Origin of the sequence: Aeromicrobium sp. SORGH_AS_0981 (genome assembly GCF_031453195.1) — a bacterium.
Taxonomy (GTDB): domain Bacteria; phylum Actinomycetota; class Actinomycetes; order Propionibacteriales; family Nocardioidaceae; genus Aeromicrobium.
Window position 1 is genome coordinate 3,223,985 of sequence record NZ_JAVIZD010000001.1, and the last position, 18,118, is coordinate 3,242,102.

22 protein-coding genes are annotated in these 18,118 nt (G+C 70.7%); 5 read left to right on the forward strand and 17 right to left on the reverse strand.

Going from position 1 to position 18,118, the window contains the following annotated elements; translation table 11 throughout:
- The first annotated feature begins 56 nt into the window (after positions 1–56).
- The 4 genes from QE370_RS15915 (at position 57) to QE370_RS15930 (ending at position 2,692) form a co-directional block, all read left to right on the forward strand.
- Positions 57–1,073: a hypothetical protein gene (locus tag QE370_RS15915; protein WP_309634946.1), complete on the forward strand. Its 1,017-nt coding sequence runs from the start codon at positions 57–59 to the stop codon at positions 1,071–1,073.
- Between the two features lie 7 nt (positions 1,074–1,080).
- Positions 1,081–1,494, forward strand: coding sequence for a M15 family metallopeptidase (locus tag QE370_RS15920; RefSeq protein ID WP_309634947.1), 414 nt, complete (start codon positions 1,081–1,083; stop codon positions 1,492–1,494).
- A 66-nt stretch (positions 1,495–1,560) separates the two neighbouring features.
- Positions 1,561–1,860 (forward strand): hypothetical protein, encoded by a 300-nt coding sequence (locus QE370_RS15925; RefSeq protein WP_309634948.1) that lies wholly within the window; start codon positions 1,561–1,563, stop codon positions 1,858–1,860.
- A 58-nt stretch (positions 1,861–1,918) separates the two neighbouring features.
- Positions 1,919–2,692: an isocitrate lyase/phosphoenolpyruvate mutase family protein gene (locus tag QE370_RS15930; protein ID WP_253022202.1), complete on the forward strand. Its 774-nt coding sequence runs from the start codon at positions 1,919–1,921 to the stop codon at positions 2,690–2,692.
- Between the two features lie 55 nt (positions 2,693–2,747).
- On the opposite strand, the gene QE370_RS15935 is transcribed toward QE370_RS15930, so the two are convergent.
- Positions 2,748–4,739, reverse strand: coding sequence for a protein meaA (locus QE370_RS15935; RefSeq protein ID WP_253022200.1), 1,992 nt, complete (start codon positions 4,737–4,739; stop codon positions 2,748–2,750).
- A gap of 127 nt (positions 4,740–4,866) precedes the next feature.
- On the opposite strand from QE370_RS15935, the gene QE370_RS15940 reads away from it, so the two are divergent.
- Positions 4,867–5,439 (forward strand): cob(I)yrinic acid a,c-diamide adenosyltransferase, encoded by a 573-nt coding sequence (locus tag QE370_RS15940; protein ID WP_309634949.1) that lies wholly within the window; start codon positions 4,867–4,869, stop codon positions 5,437–5,439.
- A 91-nt stretch (positions 5,440–5,530) separates the two neighbouring features.
- Here QE370_RS15940 and QE370_RS15945 read toward each other — a convergent pair whose 3' ends face one another.
- The 16 genes from QE370_RS15945 to prfA form a co-directional block, all read right to left on the reverse strand.
- On the reverse strand, positions 5,531–5,704 hold the full coding sequence (locus QE370_RS15945) for a hypothetical protein (protein ID WP_309634950.1): 174 nt from the start codon (positions 5,702–5,704) through the stop codon (positions 5,531–5,533).
- Between the two features lie 139 nt (positions 5,705–5,843).
- Positions 5,844–6,290, reverse strand: a complete 447-nt coding sequence (locus tag QE370_RS15950; protein ID WP_083516315.1) for a DUF2550 domain-containing protein — start codon at positions 6,288–6,290, stop codon at positions 5,844–5,846.
- 33 nt (positions 6,291–6,323) lie between these two features.
- A complete protein-coding gene (locus QE370_RS15955; protein WP_067856295.1) occupies positions 6,324–6,698 on the reverse strand; it encodes a F0F1 ATP synthase subunit epsilon in 375 nt (124 codons plus the stop codon).
- Positions 6,698–8,140, reverse strand: a complete 1,443-nt coding sequence (gene atpD / locus QE370_RS15960; RefSeq protein ID WP_253022194.1) for a F0F1 ATP synthase subunit beta — start codon at positions 8,138–8,140, stop codon at positions 6,698–6,700. The genes QE370_RS15955 and atpD overlap by 1 nt, the downstream gene beginning before the upstream one ends.
- A 7-nt stretch (positions 8,141–8,147) precedes the next feature.
- Positions 8,148–9,080: a F0F1 ATP synthase subunit gamma gene (locus tag QE370_RS15965; RefSeq protein WP_067856289.1), complete on the reverse strand. Its 933-nt coding sequence runs from the start codon at positions 9,078–9,080 to the stop codon at positions 8,148–8,150.
- A gap of 6 nt (positions 9,081–9,086) precedes the next feature.
- Positions 9,087–10,727 (reverse strand): F0F1 ATP synthase subunit alpha, encoded by a 1,641-nt coding sequence (gene atpA / locus QE370_RS15970; protein ID WP_253022192.1) that lies wholly within the window; start codon positions 10,725–10,727, stop codon positions 9,087–9,089.
- Positions 10,728–10,786: 59 nt separating this feature from the next.
- Positions 10,787–11,584: a F0F1 ATP synthase subunit delta gene (locus QE370_RS15975; protein ID WP_309634951.1), complete on the reverse strand. Its 798-nt coding sequence runs from the start codon at positions 11,582–11,584 to the stop codon at positions 10,787–10,789.
- Complete coding sequence (locus tag QE370_RS15980) at positions 11,584–12,123, reverse strand: F0F1 ATP synthase subunit B (RefSeq protein WP_067856282.1); 540 nt, start codon at positions 12,121–12,123, stop codon at positions 11,584–11,586. Before QE370_RS15980 ends, QE370_RS15975 begins: the two co-directional genes overlap by 1 nt.
- 23 nt (positions 12,124–12,146) lie before the next feature.
- The gene (locus tag QE370_RS15985; RefSeq protein ID WP_067856280.1) at positions 12,147–12,359 is read right to left on the reverse strand and encodes an ATP synthase F0 subunit C; all 213 of its coding nucleotides are present in this window, start codon (positions 12,357–12,359) and stop codon (positions 12,147–12,149) included.
- A gap of 76 nt (positions 12,360–12,435) precedes the next feature.
- Entirely contained in the window at positions 12,436–13,242 is an 807-nt protein-coding gene (atpB, locus tag QE370_RS15990) for a F0F1 ATP synthase subunit A (protein ID WP_253022188.1), read from the reverse strand.
- 136 nt (positions 13,243–13,378) lie between these two features.
- Positions 13,379–13,798: a hypothetical protein gene (locus QE370_RS15995; RefSeq protein ID WP_253022186.1), complete on the reverse strand. Its 420-nt coding sequence runs from the start codon at positions 13,796–13,798 to the stop codon at positions 13,379–13,381.
- Entirely contained in the window at positions 13,795–14,922 is a 1,128-nt protein-coding gene (locus tag QE370_RS16000; protein ID WP_067856274.1) for a glycosyltransferase family 4 protein, read from the reverse strand. Before QE370_RS16000 ends, QE370_RS15995 begins: the two co-directional genes overlap by 4 nt.
- Positions 14,915–15,559 carry an L-threonylcarbamoyladenylate synthase gene (locus QE370_RS16005; protein ID WP_309634952.1) on the reverse strand — a complete coding sequence of 215 codons (645 nt, stop codon included), beginning with the start codon at positions 15,557–15,559 and terminating at the stop codon, positions 14,915–14,917. The genes QE370_RS16000 and QE370_RS16005 overlap by 8 nt, the downstream gene beginning before the upstream one ends.
- A gap of 35 nt (positions 15,560–15,594) precedes the next feature.
- Entirely contained in the window at positions 15,595–16,107 is a 513-nt protein-coding gene (locus QE370_RS16010) for a VTT domain-containing protein (protein ID WP_253022184.1), read from the reverse strand.
- A gap of 65 nt (positions 16,108–16,172) precedes the next feature.
- The gene (prmC, locus tag QE370_RS16015) at positions 16,173–17,033 is read right to left on the reverse strand and encodes a peptide chain release factor N(5)-glutamine methyltransferase (protein ID WP_253022182.1); all 861 of its coding nucleotides are present in this window, start codon (positions 17,031–17,033) and stop codon (positions 16,173–16,175) included.
- The gene (gene prfA / locus QE370_RS16020) at positions 17,030–18,097 is read right to left on the reverse strand and encodes a peptide chain release factor 1 (RefSeq protein WP_253022180.1); all 1,068 of its coding nucleotides are present in this window, start codon (positions 18,095–18,097) and stop codon (positions 17,030–17,032) included. Before prfA ends, prmC begins: the two co-directional genes overlap by 4 nt.
- Positions 18,098–18,118 lie beyond the last annotated feature (21 nt).

The following is an 18,118-nucleotide window of genomic DNA, read 5'->3' on the forward strand; positions in this document are numbered from 1 at the left end:
GAGCGCCACCTCGCTCCTCGACGCGCGTTCCGGCGGTAGCGGTCCTACGGTGAGGCATGCGCCGGTTCCTGGTGATCCTCCTCACGACCGTCCTCGTCACGCCCACTGCGGCGGCTCGGGCCAGCACGGCGGCCGAGCCGTCACCGTCCCCGACCGTCACGACGTCCAGCGAGCCGTCCCCTGACCCGACTCCGGAACCGACCGCCGAGCCCGATCCCGTCGAGCCGGCGCCGACCGATCCACCACCGTCGACGCCGAGCCCGACCGTCACGCTCGACGTGACCTCCGTGCGGGTCTGGGCCCGCACCACCGCGTCGCTGGCCGGTCGGGTCGACGGCGCGAGCCCGACCAGCGCCCTCCAGGTCACGCGACGCTCGGGCGACCGCTGGACCGCACTCGGGGGGACCAGCGTCGTCGTCGGGAGCGATGGCAGGTTCACCGCGAAGGTGCCCGCGGCGGCGGGACGCACCACGGTGCGCGTGGAGCTCGTCGACGCCGGTGCGGTCGTGGCCGCGTCCGCGCCGGCCGACGTCGTCGGAGCCGCGGCACCCAGCACCGCGCGGATCGCGATGCCGAAGGCGGTCACCGACTACAAGAAGGCGAAAGTGGCTGCCTCGTGGCGCACGGTCGACGGGCGTGCGGTGAGCGCGCGCCTCGCCGTGGAGTTCCGCCGCTCCGGCACGCGCACGTGGGTCCGGTCCGGCACCGTGACCTTGCGCGCCGGCAAGGGGTCCACCTACGTCAAGCCGCGCTACGACGGTCGCTGGCGGGTCCGGTCGTTCGGCACCAGCACGGTGCTTCCGACCCACTCGAGCTCCGTCTACGTCGACAACCGTCCCCCAGGATCGGTCGTCAGGCTGCCGAAGGGCACGCCCGGACCTCGCATCCGCCTGGCCGCCCAGCCGCGTGCAGCACGGGTGAGCGCCGACGCCACCGTCTCGCGCATCCCGACGGCGATGTGGCGCTCGATGCGCGGGCGCAGCTGGCACGCCGGCTGCCCCGTCGGCCGCGACCACGCTGCGGGTCGTCCGCGTCAGCTACTGGGCCTTCGACGGCTACGTCCGGCGCGGTGAGATCGTCGTGCACGCGCAGCACGCTCGTGCCACGGCTGCCGTGTTCACCGACCTGTTCCGCATGCGGGCACCCATCCGGTCGATGTACCGCGTCGACCGGTTCGGGTGGAGCAGCGCCCTGCGTGGCGCCGACGACTACGCCTCGATGCGCGCCGACAACACCTCCGGCTTCAACTGCCGCCAGGTGGTGGGTCGACCCGGCACCCGGAGCCCCCACGCCTACGGGAACTCGATCGACATCAACCCGTGGGAGAACCCGTTCGCCTCGGGCTACGGGTGGACGCCCAACAGCACGTGGCAGCGGCGCACCACACCCGCCGCCATCACCTACCGCGGCGCGAACGACCCGGTCGTCGCCGTGCTGCGCCGCCACGGCTTCCGCTGGCTCGGGTTCGCCGACCTGCACCACTTCCAGCGTTGACCGCACCGCCTGGGTCGCGACGTCGCGACCCGGGCGGGGCGAGGGCCGCGGCGCTAGGATCTGCTCGTGTCGAAGCTCCCGAAGAAGAAGTGCTGCGTCAGCAAGACGCGGTGCAAGCGCTGCCCCCTGCGCATGCTGAAGGAAGGCACCCTGCCCGACGGCTACGGCGTCAAGCGTCGTCGCCTCGTGCGCATCGACGACGACGGCACCGTCCTGCCGCTGGAGAAGAAGGACAAGAAGTCCTCCAAGAAGGCAGCGAAGAAGAAGGCCAAGAAGAAGGCGAAGAAGAAAGCCCTCAAGAAGGCCCGGAAGAAGGCCGAGAAGAAGGGCAAGAAGTCGTCCCGCTCCAGCCTGCGCGCCGCCTGACGTCCAGCTCCCGGGACTCGGCTGGTGGGACCCGCTCCCCTGTCCTAGCGTCGGGGCCATGGACCTCTCGACCCGTGCCCAGACCCTGCTCGACCTGCACACCGCTCCGGAGCTGCTCACCGTCGTCAACGTGTGGGACGCCATCACCGCCCGCGTCGTGACCGAGGTCGAGGGCACCCGTGCCCTCGCCACCGCGAGCCACTCGATCGCGGCCTCGCACGGCTACGAGGACGGGGAGAACATCCCCGTCGACGAGATGATCGCCGCGATCGGGCTGATCGTCGCGAACACCCACCTCCCGGTCAGCGCCGACCTCGAGGCGGGCTACGGCGATCCTGGCGAGACCGCTCGGAAGGCGATCGGCGTCGGGGCGGTCGGCGCCAACCTCGAGGACCAGCAGAAGCCGCTGGCCGAGGCCGTCGCCGCGGTCCAGGCCGTCGTGCGGGCCGGCGAGGCCGAGGGCGTCCCGTTCGTGCTCAACGCCCGCACCGACGTCGTCGCGCAGGCGGGCGACCGGCCGCACGACGAGGTCATCGCCGACGCCGTCCAGCGAGGGAAGGCCTTCATCGAGGCGGGGGCGCCCGTCGTCTTCGTGCCTGGTCCGCTCTCCGAGGACGACATCAGCACGCTGGTCGACGCGTGGGGACCGCAGCGCCTCACCACCATCGGCTACCCCGGCTCGGTGCCGCTCGCCCGGCAGCAGGAGCTCGGCGTGGCCCGGGTCTCCTACGGACCGTTCACCCAGTCAGTCGCCCTCATGGCCCTGCAGGACCTCGCGCGCGACGTCGAGGCCGGCGGCGGGCTGCCCGACGACTTCCGCGTCCTCAACTGACGACGGCACGAGGCCCCGCACCGCGCACGGTGCGGGGCCTCGTCACGCCCAGGTCTCAGACCTCGAGCCCGTGGGCCTTGCGGACCTCGTCGACGATACGGCTCATGATGTCGGTCATGCCGAAGTCCTTCGGCGTGAAGACCGCGGCGATGCCGTCGGCCTCGAGGCGGCGGCCGTCGGAGTCCGGGATGATCCCGCCGACGATGAGGGGCACGTCGTCCATGCCGGCGTCGAGGAGTCGACGCTGGACGTCGGGCACGAGCTCCATGTGCGAGCCCGACAGGATCGACAGGCCCACCACGTGCACGTCCTCGGCGACCGCGGCCGACACGATCTGCTCGGGCGTGAGCCGGATGCCCTGGTAGACGACCTCGAAGCCGACGTCGCGAGCACGGACGGCGATCTGCTCAGCACCGTTGGAGTGACCGTCGAGTCCCGGCTTGCCGACGAGGAAGCGCAGCCGGGTGCCCAGCTCCTCCCCCGTCCGTGCCACGCGCTCGCGCACGGCCGTGAGCTCGGCGCCGGCCTCGGCCACACCGACCGCTCCGGACACGCCCGTGGGCGCCCGGTACTCGCCGAAGACCTCGCGCAGGGCACCCGCCCACTCACCGACGGTGGCGCCGGCGCGTACGGCCGCCAGCGTGGCCTCCATGAGGTTGGTGTCGGTCTTGGCCTCGGACTGCAGCCGCTCCAGTGCCTGGTCGACCGCAGCCTGGTCGCGCTGGTCGCGCCACGCCTGGACGTCGGCGATCGCGTTCGCCTCGGCCTGGGGGTCGGCGACCATGATGGCCGCGTCGAGGTCGGACGTCAGCGGCGACGGCTCGGTCTCGGTGTAGCTGTTGACGCCGACGACCTTGAGCTCGCCGGCCTCGATCTGCGCACGCCGCGCGGCGTGGGAGGCGACGAGCTCGGACTTCATGTAGCCCGACTCGACCGCCGCGACCGCTCCGCCCATGGCCTGCACCCGGTCGATCTCGGCCTTCGCACCCTCGATGATCTCCGCGACCTTGGCCTCGATGACGTGCGAGCCCTCGAAGATGTCGTCGTACTCCAGCAGGTCGGACTCGTAGGCGAGCACCTGCTGCAGTCGCAGCGACCACTGCTGGTCCCACGGGCGCGGGAGTCCGAGAGCCTCGTTCCAGGCGGGCAGCTGCACCGCCCGCGCACGGGCGTTCTTGCTGAGCGTCACGCCGAGCATCTCCAGCACGATGCGCTGGACGTTGTTCTCGGGCTGCGCCTCGGTCAGGCCGAGGGAGTTGACCTGCACGCCGTAGCGGAAGCGCCGCATCTTCGGGTCGGTGACGCCGTAGCGGTCTCGCGTGATCTCGTCCCACAGCTGGCCGAAGGCCCGCATCTTGCAGGTCTCCTCGATGAAGCGCACCCCGGCGTTGACGAAGAAGGAGATCCGCCCGACCGTCTTCTCGAAGTCGGCGTCGTCGACCTGCCCGGAGTCCTTCACGGCGTCGAGGACGGCGATGGCCGTGCTGAGCGCGTAGGCGATCTCCTGCGTCGGCGTGGCCCCCGCCTCCTGCAGGTGATAGCTGCAGATGTTGAGCGGGTTCCACTTGGGGATCGTGTTGACCGTGTAGGCGATCATGTCGGTCGTCAGCCGCAGCGAGGGCGCCGGGCCGAAGACGTACGTGCCGCGCGACAGGTACTCCTTGATGATGTCGTTCTGCGTGGTGCCCGCGAGCTGCGCGGGCTCGACGCCCTGCTCCTCGGCGGCCACCTGGTACATCGCCAGCAGCCACATGGCCGTGGCGTTGATCGTCATCGAGGTGTTCATCTCGCCGAGCGGGATGTCCTGGAACAGCCGGCGCATGGTCCCGAGGTGCGGGATCGGCACGCCCACCTTGCCGACCTCGCCGCGCGACAGCACGTGGTCCGGGTCGTACCCGGTCTGGGTGGGCAGGTCGAACGCGACGGAGAGCCCGGTCTGCCCCTTCGCGAGGTTCTTGCGGTACAGCGCGTTGGACTCCGCTGCGGAGCTGTGACCGGCGTACGTGCGCATCACCCAGGGGCGGTCGGGCGCAGACTTGTCAGGCATGCCCGTCAGGTTACCGCGCCGTAACGTGACGTGGCAGACTCTGTGAGCCACGCGACCCACCTCACACGCTCCGGCGACGTCGCTCTCGCGTCCAGCCGGTCCCGGCGCCACGCCCTAGGGTGAGGCCATGGTCAACCTGACGCGCATCTACACCCGCACCGGCGACGACGGCACGACGAACCTCGTCGACTTCAGCCGTACGTCGAAGAACGACCTGCGACTGGTCGCCTACGCCGACGTCGACGAGGCGAACAGCCAGCTGGGCCTCGCGCTGTCGTTCGACGAGCTCGAGGACGACGTCGTGCGGATCGTGCGTCACGTGCAGAACGACCTGTTCGACGTCGGCGCCGATCTCGGCGCCCCCGTCGTGGAGAACCCGGAGCACCCCCCGCTGCGGGTCGAGCCGGAGTACGTCGACCGGCTGGAGGGCTGGTGCGACGACTACAACGAGCGGCTCGAGAAGCTGCGCTCGTTCATCCTCCCGGGCGGCACGCGCTCGGCGTCGGCGCTGCACGTGGCGCGCACCGTGACCCGACGGGCCGAACGGTCCGCGTGGGCCGCCATCGAGGTGCACGGTCCGACGATGAACCCGCTCACCGCGCGCTACCTCAACCGGCTCAGCGACCTGCTGTTCATCCTCGGTCGCTACGCCAACCGCGAGGTCGGCGACGTGCTGTGGGTGCCTGGCGGCGAGCGCTGAGCCGACCGCTCGCACACCGGCCCGGACGCACCGTCGCCCACGTCCCTGGGGAAGGGACGTGGGCGACGGTCAGGTCAGCGAGGTGCTGGGGTCACTCCCAGTCGATCGCGCGCTGGGTGGTCGCGCCGCCGGTGCTGTCGCCCTTGACGACCTTGCTGGCGGCCGGCTTGGTACCGGTGTCGGCCTGCGCGGGCATCGAGAGCGGGAGGACGGCGACCGCCGAGGCGAAGGTCGCGACGACGAGGCGCTTGAAGGTGCGGTTCATGGTGGCTACCTGTTCCATCGGGGGAACCCGGGACGTCCGGGCATGGCTCGTGTGAGTCATCGTCGCCTAGTCCTCGACCGACGTCAACCTCCTCGGCGACGTGGCGGGCCGATCGTCCAGCCTGTCCGGCCTCGCGCCGTCAGACGACCGTGCTGACGCTACGACCCGGGGGCGAGGCCTCGAGCCACGCGAGCAGACCGGTGAGCGCCGCAGGCGTGAGCGCCAGCTGACGCACGGCGGTCCCGTTGTCGGTCGCGACGACCACGTGGCCGTCGTGGATCGCGTGCACCTCTCCCCCGACAGGCTCGCGCCGACCGTCGACGAGCATCGCGTCCCGCGTGAAGCGGTAGGCGGGGCGCATCCGCAGCGAGAACGTGCGGTACCACTCCAGCGTGCTGCCGCGGTACACGGCGAGGCCCAGGGTCCAGCCCTGGGCCGACGCCGCGTCCCGCTTGTTGATGCTCAGGTCGAACGCGCCGAGCCGCCGCGCCAGGTACCGGCGTCGAAGCACCAGCACCGCCAGCAGGAGCACGCTGAGGGCGATCGCGGCCAGGACGAGGTCCACGGCCCACAACCACAGGGGCACCCGGCCCCTCCCTCCTCCGGCAGTCGTCCGGTGCTAGGCGAGCTCGATGCCCCGCAGCTTGGCCTCGGCGCGCAGCACCGCGTCGGTGTCGTCCGCGGAACGCGCCTGCTCGAGCTCGGCCTGCACCTGCTCACGGTCGAGCTCGGAGACGAGGGACGTGTCCTCGCTGAGGATGGACACGCGGTCGTCGGCGACGGACAGGAACCCGTCCTCGACGACGGCCACCACGGTCTCCGTGCCCGCCTTGATCTTCACCACGCCGGGCACGAGGACCGACAGCAGCGGGGCGTGCCCGACGAGGACGCCGAGGTCACCCTCGACGGTGCGTGCGACGACCTCGTCGGCCTGGCCCGACCACACGACGCGGTCGGCTGCGACCAGCTCGACCTGGAGCGACGTGTCGGCCATCAGGAGTTCTTCTGGATCTCGGCCCACTTCGCGTCGACGTCGTCCAGACCGCCGCACATGAAGAAGGCCTGCTCGGCCACGTGGTCGTACTCGCCGTCGCAGATCTTCGTGAAGGCGTCGATGGTCTCGTCGAGCGGGACCGTCGAGCCCTCGATGCCGGTGAACTGCTTGGCCACGTAGGTGTTCTGGCTGAGGAAGCGCTGGATGCGACGAGCGCGCGAGACGATCGTCTTGTCCTCCTCGCTGAGCTCGTCGACACCGAGGATCGCGATGATGTCCTGGAGCTCCTTGTTGCGCTGCAGGATCCCCTTGACGCGGTTCGCCGTCTGGTAGTGGTCGTCGGCGATGTAGCGCGGGTCGAGGATGCGCGACGTCGACGTCAGCGGGTCCACGGCCGGGTAGATGCCGAGCGACGCGATCTCGCGGGAGAGCTCGGTCGTGGCGTCCAGGTGCGCGAACGTGGTGGCCGGTGCCGGGTCGGTGTAGTCGTCGGCGGGCACGTAGATCGCCTGCAGCGAGGTGATCGAGTGGCCGCGCGTCGAGGTGATCCGCTCCTGGAGCACGCCCATCTCGTCGGCGAGGGTCGGCTGGTAGCCCACCGCGGACGGCATGCGGCCGAGCAGCGTCGAGACCTCCGAGCCGGCCTGCGTGAACCGGAAGATGTTGTCGATGAAGAGGAGCACGTCCTGCTTCTGCACGTCGCGGAAGTACTCCGCCATCGTCAGCGCGGACAGGGCCACGCGCAGACGCGCTCCCGGCGGCTCGTCCATCTGGCCGAAGACCAGCGCCACCTTGTCGAGGACGCCCGCCTCCTCCATCTCGGCGATGAGGTCGTTGCCCTCACGGGTGCGCTCGCCGACACCGGCGAACACCGACACACCGTCGTGGTCCTTGGCGACACGGGCGATCATCTCCTGGATGAGCACCGTCTTGCCGACGCCGGCGCCGCCGAACAGGCCGATCTTTCCGCCGAGCACGTAGGGCGTCAGCAGGTCGATGACCTTGATGCCGGTCTGGAACATCTGCGTCTTGGACTCGAGCTGGTCGAACGCGGGCGCCTTGCGGTGGATGCCCCAGCGCTCGTTGACCTCGAAGGTCTCGCCCTCCTCGAGGTTCATGACCTGGCCGGTGGTGTTGAACACCTTGCCCAGCGTCTGGTCGCCGACGGGCACCGAGATCGGCGCACCCGTGTCGGTGACGACGCTGCCGCGGACGATGCCGTCGGTCGGACGCAGCGAGATGGCGCGGACGAGGCCGTCACCGATGTGCTGCGCGACCTCGAGGGTCAGCGTCTCCTCGCGGCCCTCGATCTGGGTGTCGACCGTGAGCGCGTTGTAGATCTCCGGCATCGCGTCCGAGGGGAACTCGATGTCGAGCACCGGTCCGATGACCCGCGCGACGCGACCGGTGGTGGTGGTCTTCTCTTCGGCAGTGGCAGTCATAGCTCTCTCACTCCTGACCAGCCGTGGCGTCGGCGAGCGCGTTCGCGCCGCCCACGATCTCGCTGATCTCCTGGGTAATGCCGGCCTGGCGGGCCTGGTTGGCGATGCGGGTGTACTTCTCGATGAGGTCCTGCGCGTTGTCGGTCGCGGACTTCATGGCCTTCTGGCGGGCGGCGAGCTCGGAGGCCGCCGCCTGCAGCTGGCAGTAGTAGATGCGGCTGTTCACGTACTTCGGCAGCAGCGCGTCGAGCACCTCGTGCGCCGACGGCTCGAACTCGTACAGCGGGAGCAGCTCGGACTCGTCCGGCGTCTCCGTGCCCTCGACGACCTCGAGCGGGAGCAGGCGGATGACGTCCGGCTCCTGCGTGAGCATCGACTTGAAGCGCGTGAACACGATGTGCAGCTCGTCCACGGCGCGCGCGGGGTCGATCGCCTCCTCGGAGGTCTCGTCCTCGGCGAACAGCGAGGTCAGCGCGTCGCCGATCTCGCGGGCGTTGGCGAACTCGGGCTTGTCGGAGTAGCCCGTCCAGGACTGGACGAACTCGCGCTGACGGAACGTGAAGTACGTGACCGCCTTGCGTCCGGAGAGGTAGAAGTCGACCTCCTTGCCCTCGGAGCGCAGCTTCTCGGTGAGTCGCTCCGCCTCCTTGAGGACGCTGGAGGAGTACGACCCCGCGAGCCCGCGGTCGCTCGTGATCACGAGCACCGCAGCGCGCGTCGGGTTCTCCTTCTCGGTGGTGAGCGGGTGGTCGACGTTGGAGAACGTCGCCACCGCGGACACCGCCCGGGTCAGCTCACGCGCGTACGGGGCTGCCGCCGCCGCGTGCTGCTGCGCCTTGATGATGCGCGAGGCGGCGATGAGCTCCATGGCGCGCGTGATCTTCTTGGTCGCCTGGGTCGACCTGATCTTCGCGCGTAGCTCTCGTACCGACGCTGCCATAGTGGGTCAGCTCCGCTTCTGCTTGACGATCTGCTCCTGCTCGACGTCCTCGTCGTCAAGAGCCTCGAACTCCTCGCGACCGACCGAGATGCGCTCGCCCTCGCTGGTCTCGAACTGCTCGAGGAACGCCTCGTAGGCCGACTCGAGCGACGACGCGGTGTCGTCGTCGAACTTCCCGGTCTCGCGGACCGCCGAGAAGATGCCCTCGTGCGAGCGCTTGACGTAGTCGAGGAACTCCTCCTCGAAGCGGCTGATGTCCTCGACGGGAACCGGGTCGAGCTTGCCCTGGGTACCGGCCCACAGCGAGACGACCTGCTGCTCCATCGGGAACGGCGCGTACTGACCCTGCTTGAACAGCTCCATGAGGCGCTGACCACGGGCGAGCTGCGCCTTCGACGCGGCGTCGAGGTCGGAGGCGAACATGGCGAAGGCCTCCATGGCGCGGAACTGCGCGAGGTCGACCTTGAGCGAACCGGTGACCGCCTTCATCGCCTTCGTCATCGCCGCGCCACCGACGCGCGACACCGAGATGCCGACGTCGACCGCGGGACGCTGGTTGGCGTTGAAGAGGTCCGACTGCAGGAAGATCTGGCCGTCGGTGATCGAGATGACGTTGGTCGGGATGTAGGCCGACACGTCGTTCGCCTTCGTCTCGATGATCGGCAGACCGGTCATCGAGCCCGCGCCGAGGTCGTCGCTGAGCTTGGCGCAGCGCTCGAGCAGCCGGCTGTGGAGGTAGAAGACGTCACCGGGGTAGGCCTCGCGGCCCGGCGGACGACGCAGCAGCAGCGAGACGGCGCGGTAGGCCTCGGCCTGCTTCGAGAGGTCGTCGAAGATGATCAGGACGTGCTTGCCCTGGTACATCCAGTGCTGGCCGATGGCCGAGCCCGTGTAGGGCGCGAGGTACTTGAAGCCTGCGGAGTCGGAGGCGGGAGCGGCCACGATGGTCGTGTACTCCAGCGCGCCGGCGTCCTCGAGGGCGCCGCGCACGCCGGCGATGGTCGAGCCCTTCTGGCCGATGCCGACGTAGATGCAGCGGACCTGCTTGGTCGGGTCGCCGCTCTCCCAGAACTCCTTCTGGTTGATGATCGTGTCGATCGCGATGGCGGTCTTGCCGGTCTGGCGGTCGCCGATGATCAGCTGGCGCTGACCGCGGCCGATCGGCGTCAGCGAGTCGATCGCCTTGATGCCGGTCATGAGCGGCTCGTGCACCGACTTGCGCTGCACGACGGTGGGCGCCTGGAGCTCCAGGGCGCGACGACCGTCGGTGGCGATCTCGCCGAGACCGTCGATCGGCTCGCCCAGCGGGTCCACGACGCGGCCGAGGTAGCCGTCGCCCACGGGGACCGACAGCACCTCGCCGGTGCGCTTGACCTTCTGACCCTCCTCGATGCCGGCGAAGTCACCCAGGATGACGACACCGATCTCGCGGACGTCGAGGTTCAGCGCGAGGCCGAGCGTGCCGTCCTCGAACTCGAGGAGCTCGTTGGCCATGGCCGAGGGCAGACCCTCGACGCGCGCGATGCCGTCCGCCGCCTCGGCGACGATGCCGACCTCTTCGGTCTTGCTGGCGCTCGGGGAGTACTCGGAGACGAACTGCTGCAGCGCGTCGCGGATCTCCTCGGGACGGATGGAGAGTTCCGTCATGTTTCTGCCTGCCTTCTGTGGGTCTGGTGGCTGGGTGGAGCCGGAAGTGGTGGGGTGGGTCAGCCCGCGAGCCGCCGACGGGCGGCCTCGAGCCGGCTGGACATGGTGCCGTCGACGACCTCGCCGCCGAGGGAGACGGCGATGCCTCCGACGACGCTCGGGTCGACGACGACGTTGAGGTGCACGTCGCGTCCGTACTTGGCGGCCAGGGCCGAGGCGAGTCGGGTGCGCTCGTCGTCGGAGAGGTCGTAGGCGACCCGCACGACGGCCACGGCGCGGTCGCGACGCTGCGCGGCCACCTCGCCGAAGGCGGTGAGCACCTTCTCGAAGGAGCCGGTACGTGCCACCACGGCCTGCTGAGCGAGCTCGAGCGCCTCGGTGGAGACCTTCGAGCCGAACAGGGTCGCGAGCAGCGTCGCCTTCGCCTGGGCCGGGTAGGACCGGTCGGCGACGACACCGCGGAGCTCGACGTCGGCGGCCACGGCGCGTCCGATCTCGAACAGCTCGGTCTCGAGCTGCTCCAGCGAGCCGGCGGCGTCGGCCCGCGCGACCACGGCGCTGGCGCCGGCGGTCTCGAGGGCGTCGGCGAGGTCACGACCGGCGTTCCACCGCGCGGCGGCGGCGGCACGGACGACGTCGACCGTGCCCGGACCGACCTGCGAGCCGAGCACACGGGACGCGAGACCCGCCTTGGCGTCGGGCTCGGTCGACGGGTCGGTGAGCACCCGGCGCAGCGCCGGGTTGGCGTCCAGCAGGGACACGACGCCGAACAGCTGCGTGCCGAGGTCCGCCGAGTCCTGTGCCGACTCGACGGCGGACAGGACCTCCTCGAGGGACCGCGCGGAGATGCCTCGCATCAGTTGGCCGACCCCTCCAGCTCCGTGATGAAGCGCTCGACGGTGCGACGCTGACGCGCCTCGTCCTCGAGCGACTCACCGACGATGCGCCCCGCGAGGTCCGTGGCGAGCGAGCCCACCTCGGACTTGAGCTGGGCGAGGGCCTGCGAGCGCTCCGCCTCGACCTGCGCGTGCGCGGTCGCGGTGATGCGGGCAGCCTCCTCCTGGGCCTGGGCCCGGAGCTCGGCGATGATCTGCGCGCCCTGCTCCTTGGCCTCCTCGCGGATGCGAGCGGCCTCGTGGCGGGCGTCGGCGAGCTGCGCCGTGTACTGCTCGAGCGCGGCCTGGGCCTCCTGCTGCGCCGACTTGGCCTCCTCGATCCCACCCTCGATCGCGGCCGTGCGCTCGGCGAAGGCCTTCTCGAAGTTGGGCACGACGAACTTGCGGATCAGGAGGAAGAGGATCCCCAGGACCACCAGGCCCAGGACGATCTCCGGCAGCTCCGGGATCAGGGGGTTGTGCTCCTCCCCCTCAGCTGCTGCGACCAGGATCGCGCTCATGGTGAATCTCCCTTAGCAGAGGATCAGTTGTAGCCGAAGACGAAGGCGAGGGCCAGCGCGATGATGAAGAACTGCTCCGCGAGGACGAAGCCGAAGATCGCGATGCCCTGGAGACGGCCCTGCGCCTCGGGCTGACGGGCGACGCCCGTGACGTAGGCGGCGAAGATCAGACCGACGGCGATGGCCGGGCCGATGGCAGCGAGGCCGAGGCCGACGGTGGCGATGGAACCATTCATGACGGTTCTTTCCTTTCGTGACGACGCGGACGCGTCTGGTGCGGGTCGAGAAGTGGTCGGATGGAGCCGGCCGAGCTCAGTGCTCGTCGGCGATCGCGCTGCCGATGTACATCGCGGTCAGCAGCGTGAAGACGTAGGCCTGCAGGAACATGATCAGCATGTCGAGGAAGCTGACCCCGATGCCGAGCACGAAGGAGAGCACGCCGGCCGGGACGCCGATGGCGGCGTTGGCGTAGCCCGTGACCAGGTAGGCGGCTCCCAGGGAGAACAGCAGGATCAGCAGGTGGCCGGCGAACATCGTCGCGAAGAGACGCAGCGCCAGCGTGAAGGGGCGCACGATGATGTTGGAGAGGAACTCCAGCGGCACCAGGGCGATGAGGATCGGACCCTTGGCGCCGGCCGGCACCGTCTGGTGCTTGAGGTAGCCGAAGAAGCCGTGACGACCGATGCCGGCGACGTTGTAGATCAACCACGTGACCAGCGCCAGTGCGACTGGGAAGCCGAACTTCGACATCGACGGGAACTGGATCACCGGGATGACGCCGTAGAAGTTGTTGACCAGCACGAAGAGGAAGACCGTGAAGAGGTACGGGACGTACTTCATGTAGTCGGCGCTGCCGATGTTGTCGCGCGCGATGGAGTTGCGGATGAACCCGTAGACGAGCTCACCGGCGAACTGCAGGCGCCCGGGCACGACCTGGGCCTTGCGGCTCGTGGCGTAGGCGAAGGCGAAGACGATCACCAGCGACAGCACGAGGAACAGCTCGGGCTTGTTGACCTCCCACCCGCCGATCGTGAACGTCGGCGGGAGCAGGAAGCTCCCGGGGCCGGGCTGCGGCGGGCCGTCAGCGGCAGCCACCAGGGCGGTCGAGGCGAGGGTCACTCGGTCACCTTTGTCTCATGGCGCGGTCGATTCCGACGAAGGTCGGCGATCCGGCAGTACGGCCAGCGTCATCGTTCACGTCGAGCCCGGTCGCTGTGCGGTTCCGGTCCGGCGCATGAGTGAGGCTACCAGGGGGTCACGACGGGGTGTCGCCCAGGTCATAGGTGAGGACCCGGCGGCGCCGGAACGACCACAGCGCCAGGGCGGTCCAGGCGAGGCTGCACACCACCGCGGCGAGGCCGAAGACGCGACGGTCGACGTGCCCGGCCACTCCCCCGACGTCGAAGAGCAGGAACAGCACGGCCATGGCCGCGAACGCCTTGACGAGGAAGAAGAGCACCGCCGCAGGGAGCGAGAGCACCGGGCTCGAGCGCGCCACCGGGTTCAGGACGACGGGCGTCGAGCCGAGGAACACGGCGACGACGACGCCCGCGAGCAGGGCGCCCAGCAGCCCGGCGGTCCCCCGCGCGGCCAGCCCCGTCACGGCGGTGAGGGCCACGACGGCCCCGTACGCGACGGCCTGCGTGCGGAGGGCCGACCGGTCCGGGGACCTCACGAGCCGTCCCAGACGCGCTGCTCGAGCCGCGGCAGCACGAACACGGCCGCGGCCGTGAGCACGCTCAGCACGCCGAACCCGACGATCGACTGCCAGCCGCTGAACAGGCTCACCACGACGCTGCCGAAGGCGACCAGACCGGCGGCGGCGTACATGAGCAGCACGGCGCGACGGTGCGAGTGCCCGATCTCGAGCAGCCGGTGGTGGATGTGCATCTTGTCCGGGCTGAACGGCGACCGTCCCGCGCGGGTGCGTCGCACGACCGCGAGGCCCAGGTCGACGAACGGCACGATGAGGATCGCGAACGGCAGGAAGAGCGGCAGCAGGGCGGGCAGGAAGCTTGCCGCCCCGCCGCCCACGCCCTCGGACAGGCTGGTGGCCGGGAACTGCCCCGTGAGGCTGATCGAGGAGCACGCGAGGACGAAGCCGATCAGCATCGACCCGGAGTCGCCGATGAACATGCGAGCCGGGAAGAAGTTGTGCGGCAGGATGCCGAGGCAGGCGCCCGCCAGGGCGGCCGTCAGCAGGGCGGCGCCGATGGCGCGTGCCTCGCCGTTGACGACCGCGAGGGAGAAGGCGTACGAGAAGAAGGCCACCGCGCCGATCGCGACCATGCCGGCCGCCAGCCCGTCGAGGCCGTCGACGAAGTTCACCGCGTTCGCGGTGGTGACGATCAGCAGCACCGTGAAGATGATCGACTGCGCGTTGTCGAGCCCGAGGTAGTTGTTGTACAGCGGCAGGTAGAGGAACTGCAGGCCCATCGCGACGACGACGACGCCGGCCATGACCTGGCCGGCGAACTTGCTGAGCGCGTCGAGCTCGAAGAGGTCGTCGATCACGCCGACGAGGCAGATGACGGCACCGCCGACGATGACCGCGCGGGCGTCGCCGAACACGGCGTCCTCGTTGCGCGACAGGAACGGCAGGTGGGTCGCCACCAAGTAGGCCGAGACGAGCCCGCCCAGCATGGCGGGGCCACCGAAGTACGGGGTGGGGATCGCGTGCACGTCGCGGTCGCGCACCTTGGCGACGGCACCGAAGCGCATCGCGAGCGTCCTGGCGATCGAGGCGAGGAGGTAGGTCACCCCCAGGGCGACGCCGAAGACGACGAGGTACTCACGCACCGAGCGGCTCCACCGTGTTGTTGAACCGGTGGAGCACGTCGAGCCAGATCGGACCCTCGCGCAGGATGCGCGGCGTCGCGCCGGTGACGTCGAGGATGGTGGACGCCGTGCCTCCGGGGCTCTGCCCCGCGTCGAGGTAGACGCTGACGGAGGTGCCCAGCATGCGCTCGGCGTCCTCGATCGTGGTGGCGGCGGGCTCGCCGGTGAGGTTCGCGCTGCTCACGGCGAGCGGGCCGGTCTGCTTGAGCAGACCGAGCGCGACCGGGTGGTCGGGCATGCGCACCGCGACGGTGTGGTGGGTCTCCCCCAGGTCCCACGTGAGCGACGGCTGCTGCCGGCACACCACGGTGAGCGGTCCGGGCCACAGCTCAGTCGTCATGGACCGGAGCCACCCCGGCACCTCGGTGACCAGTGCCTCGAGCGTCGTCGGCGCCCCGACCAGGACCGGTGGCGGCTTCTGGCGCGTGCGCCCCTTGGCGTCCAGCAGGCGCTGGACGGCCTCGGGCGAGAACGCGTCGGCGGCCAGGCCGTACACGGTGTCGGTGGGCAGCACGGCGAGCTCGCCGGCCTCCAGCGCCGCCTGGGCGGCGTCGACGCCGGTGCGGCGCATCTCCTCGTCGGCGCAGTCGTACCTCACCGGACCACCCTAGCGGGCGCGGGTGGGCCCGCCGCTCACCACAGGTCGTGCACGGCGTCCAGCAGGTCGAGCCCGTGGACGAGGAAGGCGAGGGCCAGGAACTGCGCCGTCCGACCGACGAAGACCATCGTGAGGAACACCCAGAGACGCTGGCGTGACAGCGGCGCCAGGATCGTCACCACCGCGAGCGGCGGCACGGCCAGGAGGGACGACAGGAGCACGGTGGCCGCGCCGAGCACCGGGCGGTCGAGCCAGGTCAGGAGCAGGTCGCCGACCCGCCGCAGCCACGCCGTGAACCGGTAGCGGGGCTCCGAGCGTCGCGCCTCCCGACGGAAGCGCTGCGACCCACCGCGGATCAGCACGAACACGAGCGCCTTGCCCGCGACCGTGCCGACGCTGAGCGCCATGACGCCCCAGAACAGCATCCAGTCCTGCATCGTCGCGCCCATGGCGACGACGTAGACCTCGGCGTTGAGGAACACCGGGAGGATCGCCGATCCCACCCCGAAGGCGAAGGCGGCCCCGTGGATCAGGAGCTCGGCGACCATGCCGCGACCCTACCGATCCCGCTCGGCGCCACGCCGGAGGTCCGGGCCCGTGCGCGGCGAGCCGCTCACGGACGACGCGCGGTGACGTACCGCGGCCGGTCCGCGAGGTCGGCGTGGTCGCGCACGTCGGCCCACCGGCCGGCGAACACGGCCGGAGCCGACTCCCCCTGCGCGTCGGCGTGCTCGGCCCCGACGACACCGCCGGGCCGCAGCAGGCGCCAGGCCGTGCGCTCCAGACGGCGCATGGCGTCGAGCCCGTCGTCCCCCGACCAGAGCGCCAGGGAGGGGTCGTGGTCGCGGGCCTCGGGCGCCACGCTCTCCCACGCGTCGAGCGGGATGTACGGCGGGTTGCACACCACGACGTCGACGGTGCCGTCGAGGTCGGCGAAGGCCTCGAAGGCGTCGCCGAGGCGCAGGTCGGTGCCCGTGTCGCCCAGGTTGCGCTCCGCCCACGCGAACGCCTGCTCGTCGAGCTCGACGGCGTGCACCTGGGCGCGCGGCACCTCGTGCACGACGGACAGCGCGATCGCGCCGGACCCGGTGCAGAGGTCGACGACCACGGGCGGCGTCGAGCGACCCGAGGACAGCACCGCCGACGCCTGCTCGACCGCCCAGCCCGCCAGCAGCTCGGTCTCCGGACGCGGGACGAACACGCCGGGACCGACCTCGAGGTCGACGTAGCGGAACCCGGCGGAGCCCGTGAGGTGCTGCAGAGGCACGCGCCGGGCGCGCGCCGCGACCATGTCGCGGTAGACCTGCAGCTGCGGACCCTGGAGGCGTGCGCCGAGCAGCATGCCGCGCGGGGTCCCGGTGACGTGGGCGAGGAGCAGCTCCGCGTCGACCCGTGGCGAGCTGACCCCGGCCTCCGTCAGCGTGGTCGTGGCCTCCTCCAGCAGACGCTCGGCCTGGCTGCGGACCCGGCTCATGCGCGGGACCCGTCGGCGGTCTCGAGCCGCTCGGCGAGGTCGGCGTCGACGAGCGAGCCGATGACGTCGTCGAGCGCGCCGTCCATGACGGCGTCGAGGTTGTAGGCCTTGAACCCGGTGCGGTGGTCGGAGACGCGGTTCTCGGGGAAGTTGTAGGTGCGCACGCGCTCGGACCGGTCGACCGTGCGGATCTGCGAGCGCCGCGCGTCGGACGCCTCGGCGTCGGCCGCGGCCTGCGCCGCCTCGAGCAGGCGCGAGCGCAGGATGCGCAGCGCCTGCTCCTTGTTCTGGAGCTGGCTCTTCTCGTTCTGGCAGCTCACCACGAGGCCGGTCGGGAGGTGCGTGATGCGCACGGCCGAGTCGGTGGTGTTGACGCTCTGGCCTCCGGGCCCGGAGGAGCGGAACACGTCGATGCGCAGGTCGGCGTCGTTGACCTGCACGTCGACGTCCTCGGCCTCGGGGAGCACGAGGACCCCGGCCGCCGACGTGTGGATGCGGCCCTGGGACTCGGTGACCGGGACGCGCTGCACCCGGTGGACGCCGCCCTCGAACTTCAGCAGCGCGTAGGGCGCCTGCCCGGGCTCGGGCGTGCCCTTCGCCGCGACCGAGGCCGTGACCGACTTGTAGCCGCCGAGCGCGGACTCGGTGGCGTCGATGATCTCGACGCGCCAGCCCTTCGTCTCGGCGAAGCGCGTGTACATGCGCAGCAGGTCTCCGGCGAACAGTGCCGACTCCTCGCCGCCCTCGCCGCCCTTCACCTCGAGGATGACGTCCTTGTCGTCGGCCGGGTCGCGAGGCACCAGCAGGCGCTGCAGCCGCTCCTCCAGCTCCGTGCGCTGGGCGGACAGCTCGGCCGCGTCCTCGACCAGCTCGAGCTCACGGGCGGCCTCGAGGTCGTCGCCGGCCTGCTGCCAGGCACGGTAGGTGCGCACGACCGCACCGAGCTCGGCGTAGCGGCGCCCGACCTTCTTGGCCCGTGCCGGATCGGCGTGCGTGGCAGGGTCCGACATCTGTCGCTCGAGCTCGGCGTGCTCGGACAGCAGCGCCTCGACGGCCTCGAACATGCTGAACCCCTCTCCTGGCTC

Coding starts and splice junctions, on each gene's coding strand:
- QE370_RS15915 (WP_309634946.1), top strand. CDS start 57: ATGCGCCGGTTCCTGGTGATCCTCCTCACGACCGTCCTCGTCACGCCC.
- QE370_RS15930 (WP_253022202.1), top strand. CDS start 1,919: ATGGACCTCTCGACCCGTGCCCAGACCCTGCTCGACCTGCACACCGCT.
- QE370_RS15935 (WP_253022200.1), bottom strand. CDS start 4,739: ATGCCTGACAAGTCTGCGCCCGACCGCCCCTGGGTGATGCGCACGTAC.
- QE370_RS15940 (WP_309634949.1), top strand. CDS start 4,867: ATGGTCAACCTGACGCGCATCTACACCCGCACCGGCGACGACGGCACG.
- QE370_RS15945 (WP_309634950.1), bottom strand. CDS start 5,704: ATGAACCGCACCTTCAAGCGCCTCGTCGTCGCGACCTTCGCCTCGGCG.
- QE370_RS15955 (WP_067856295.1), bottom strand. CDS start 6,698: ATGGCCGACACGTCGCTCCAGGTCGAGCTGGTCGCAGCCGACCGCGTC.
- atpD (WP_253022194.1), bottom strand. CDS start 8,140: ATGACTGCCACTGCCGAAGAGAAGACCACCACCACCGGTCGCGTCGCG.
- QE370_RS15965 (WP_067856289.1), bottom strand. CDS start 9,080: ATGGCAGCGTCGGTACGAGAGCTACGCGCGAAGATCAGGTCGACCCAG.
- atpA (WP_253022192.1), bottom strand. CDS start 10,727: ATGACGGAACTCTCCATCCGTCCCGAGGAGATCCGCGACGCGCTGCAG.
- QE370_RS15975 (WP_309634951.1), bottom strand. CDS start 11,584: ATGCGAGGCATCTCCGCGCGGTCCCTCGAGGAGGTCCTGTCCGCCGTC.
- QE370_RS15980 (WP_067856282.1), bottom strand. CDS start 12,123: ATGAGCGCGATCCTGGTCGCAGCAGCTGAGGGGGAGGAGCACAACCCC.
- QE370_RS15985 (WP_067856280.1), bottom strand. CDS start 12,359: ATGAATGGTTCCATCGCCACCGTCGGCCTCGGCCTCGCTGCCATCGGC.
- QE370_RS16010 (WP_253022184.1), bottom strand. CDS start 16,107: ATGGTCGCCGAGCTCCTGATCCACGGGGCCGCCTTCGCCTTCGGGGTG.
- prmC (WP_253022182.1), bottom strand. CDS start 17,033: ATGAGCCGGGTCCGCAGCCAGGCCGAGCGTCTGCTGGAGGAGGCCACG.
- prfA (WP_253022180.1), bottom strand. CDS start 18,097: ATGTTCGAGGCCGTCGAGGCGCTGCTGTCCGAGCACGCCGAGCTCGAG.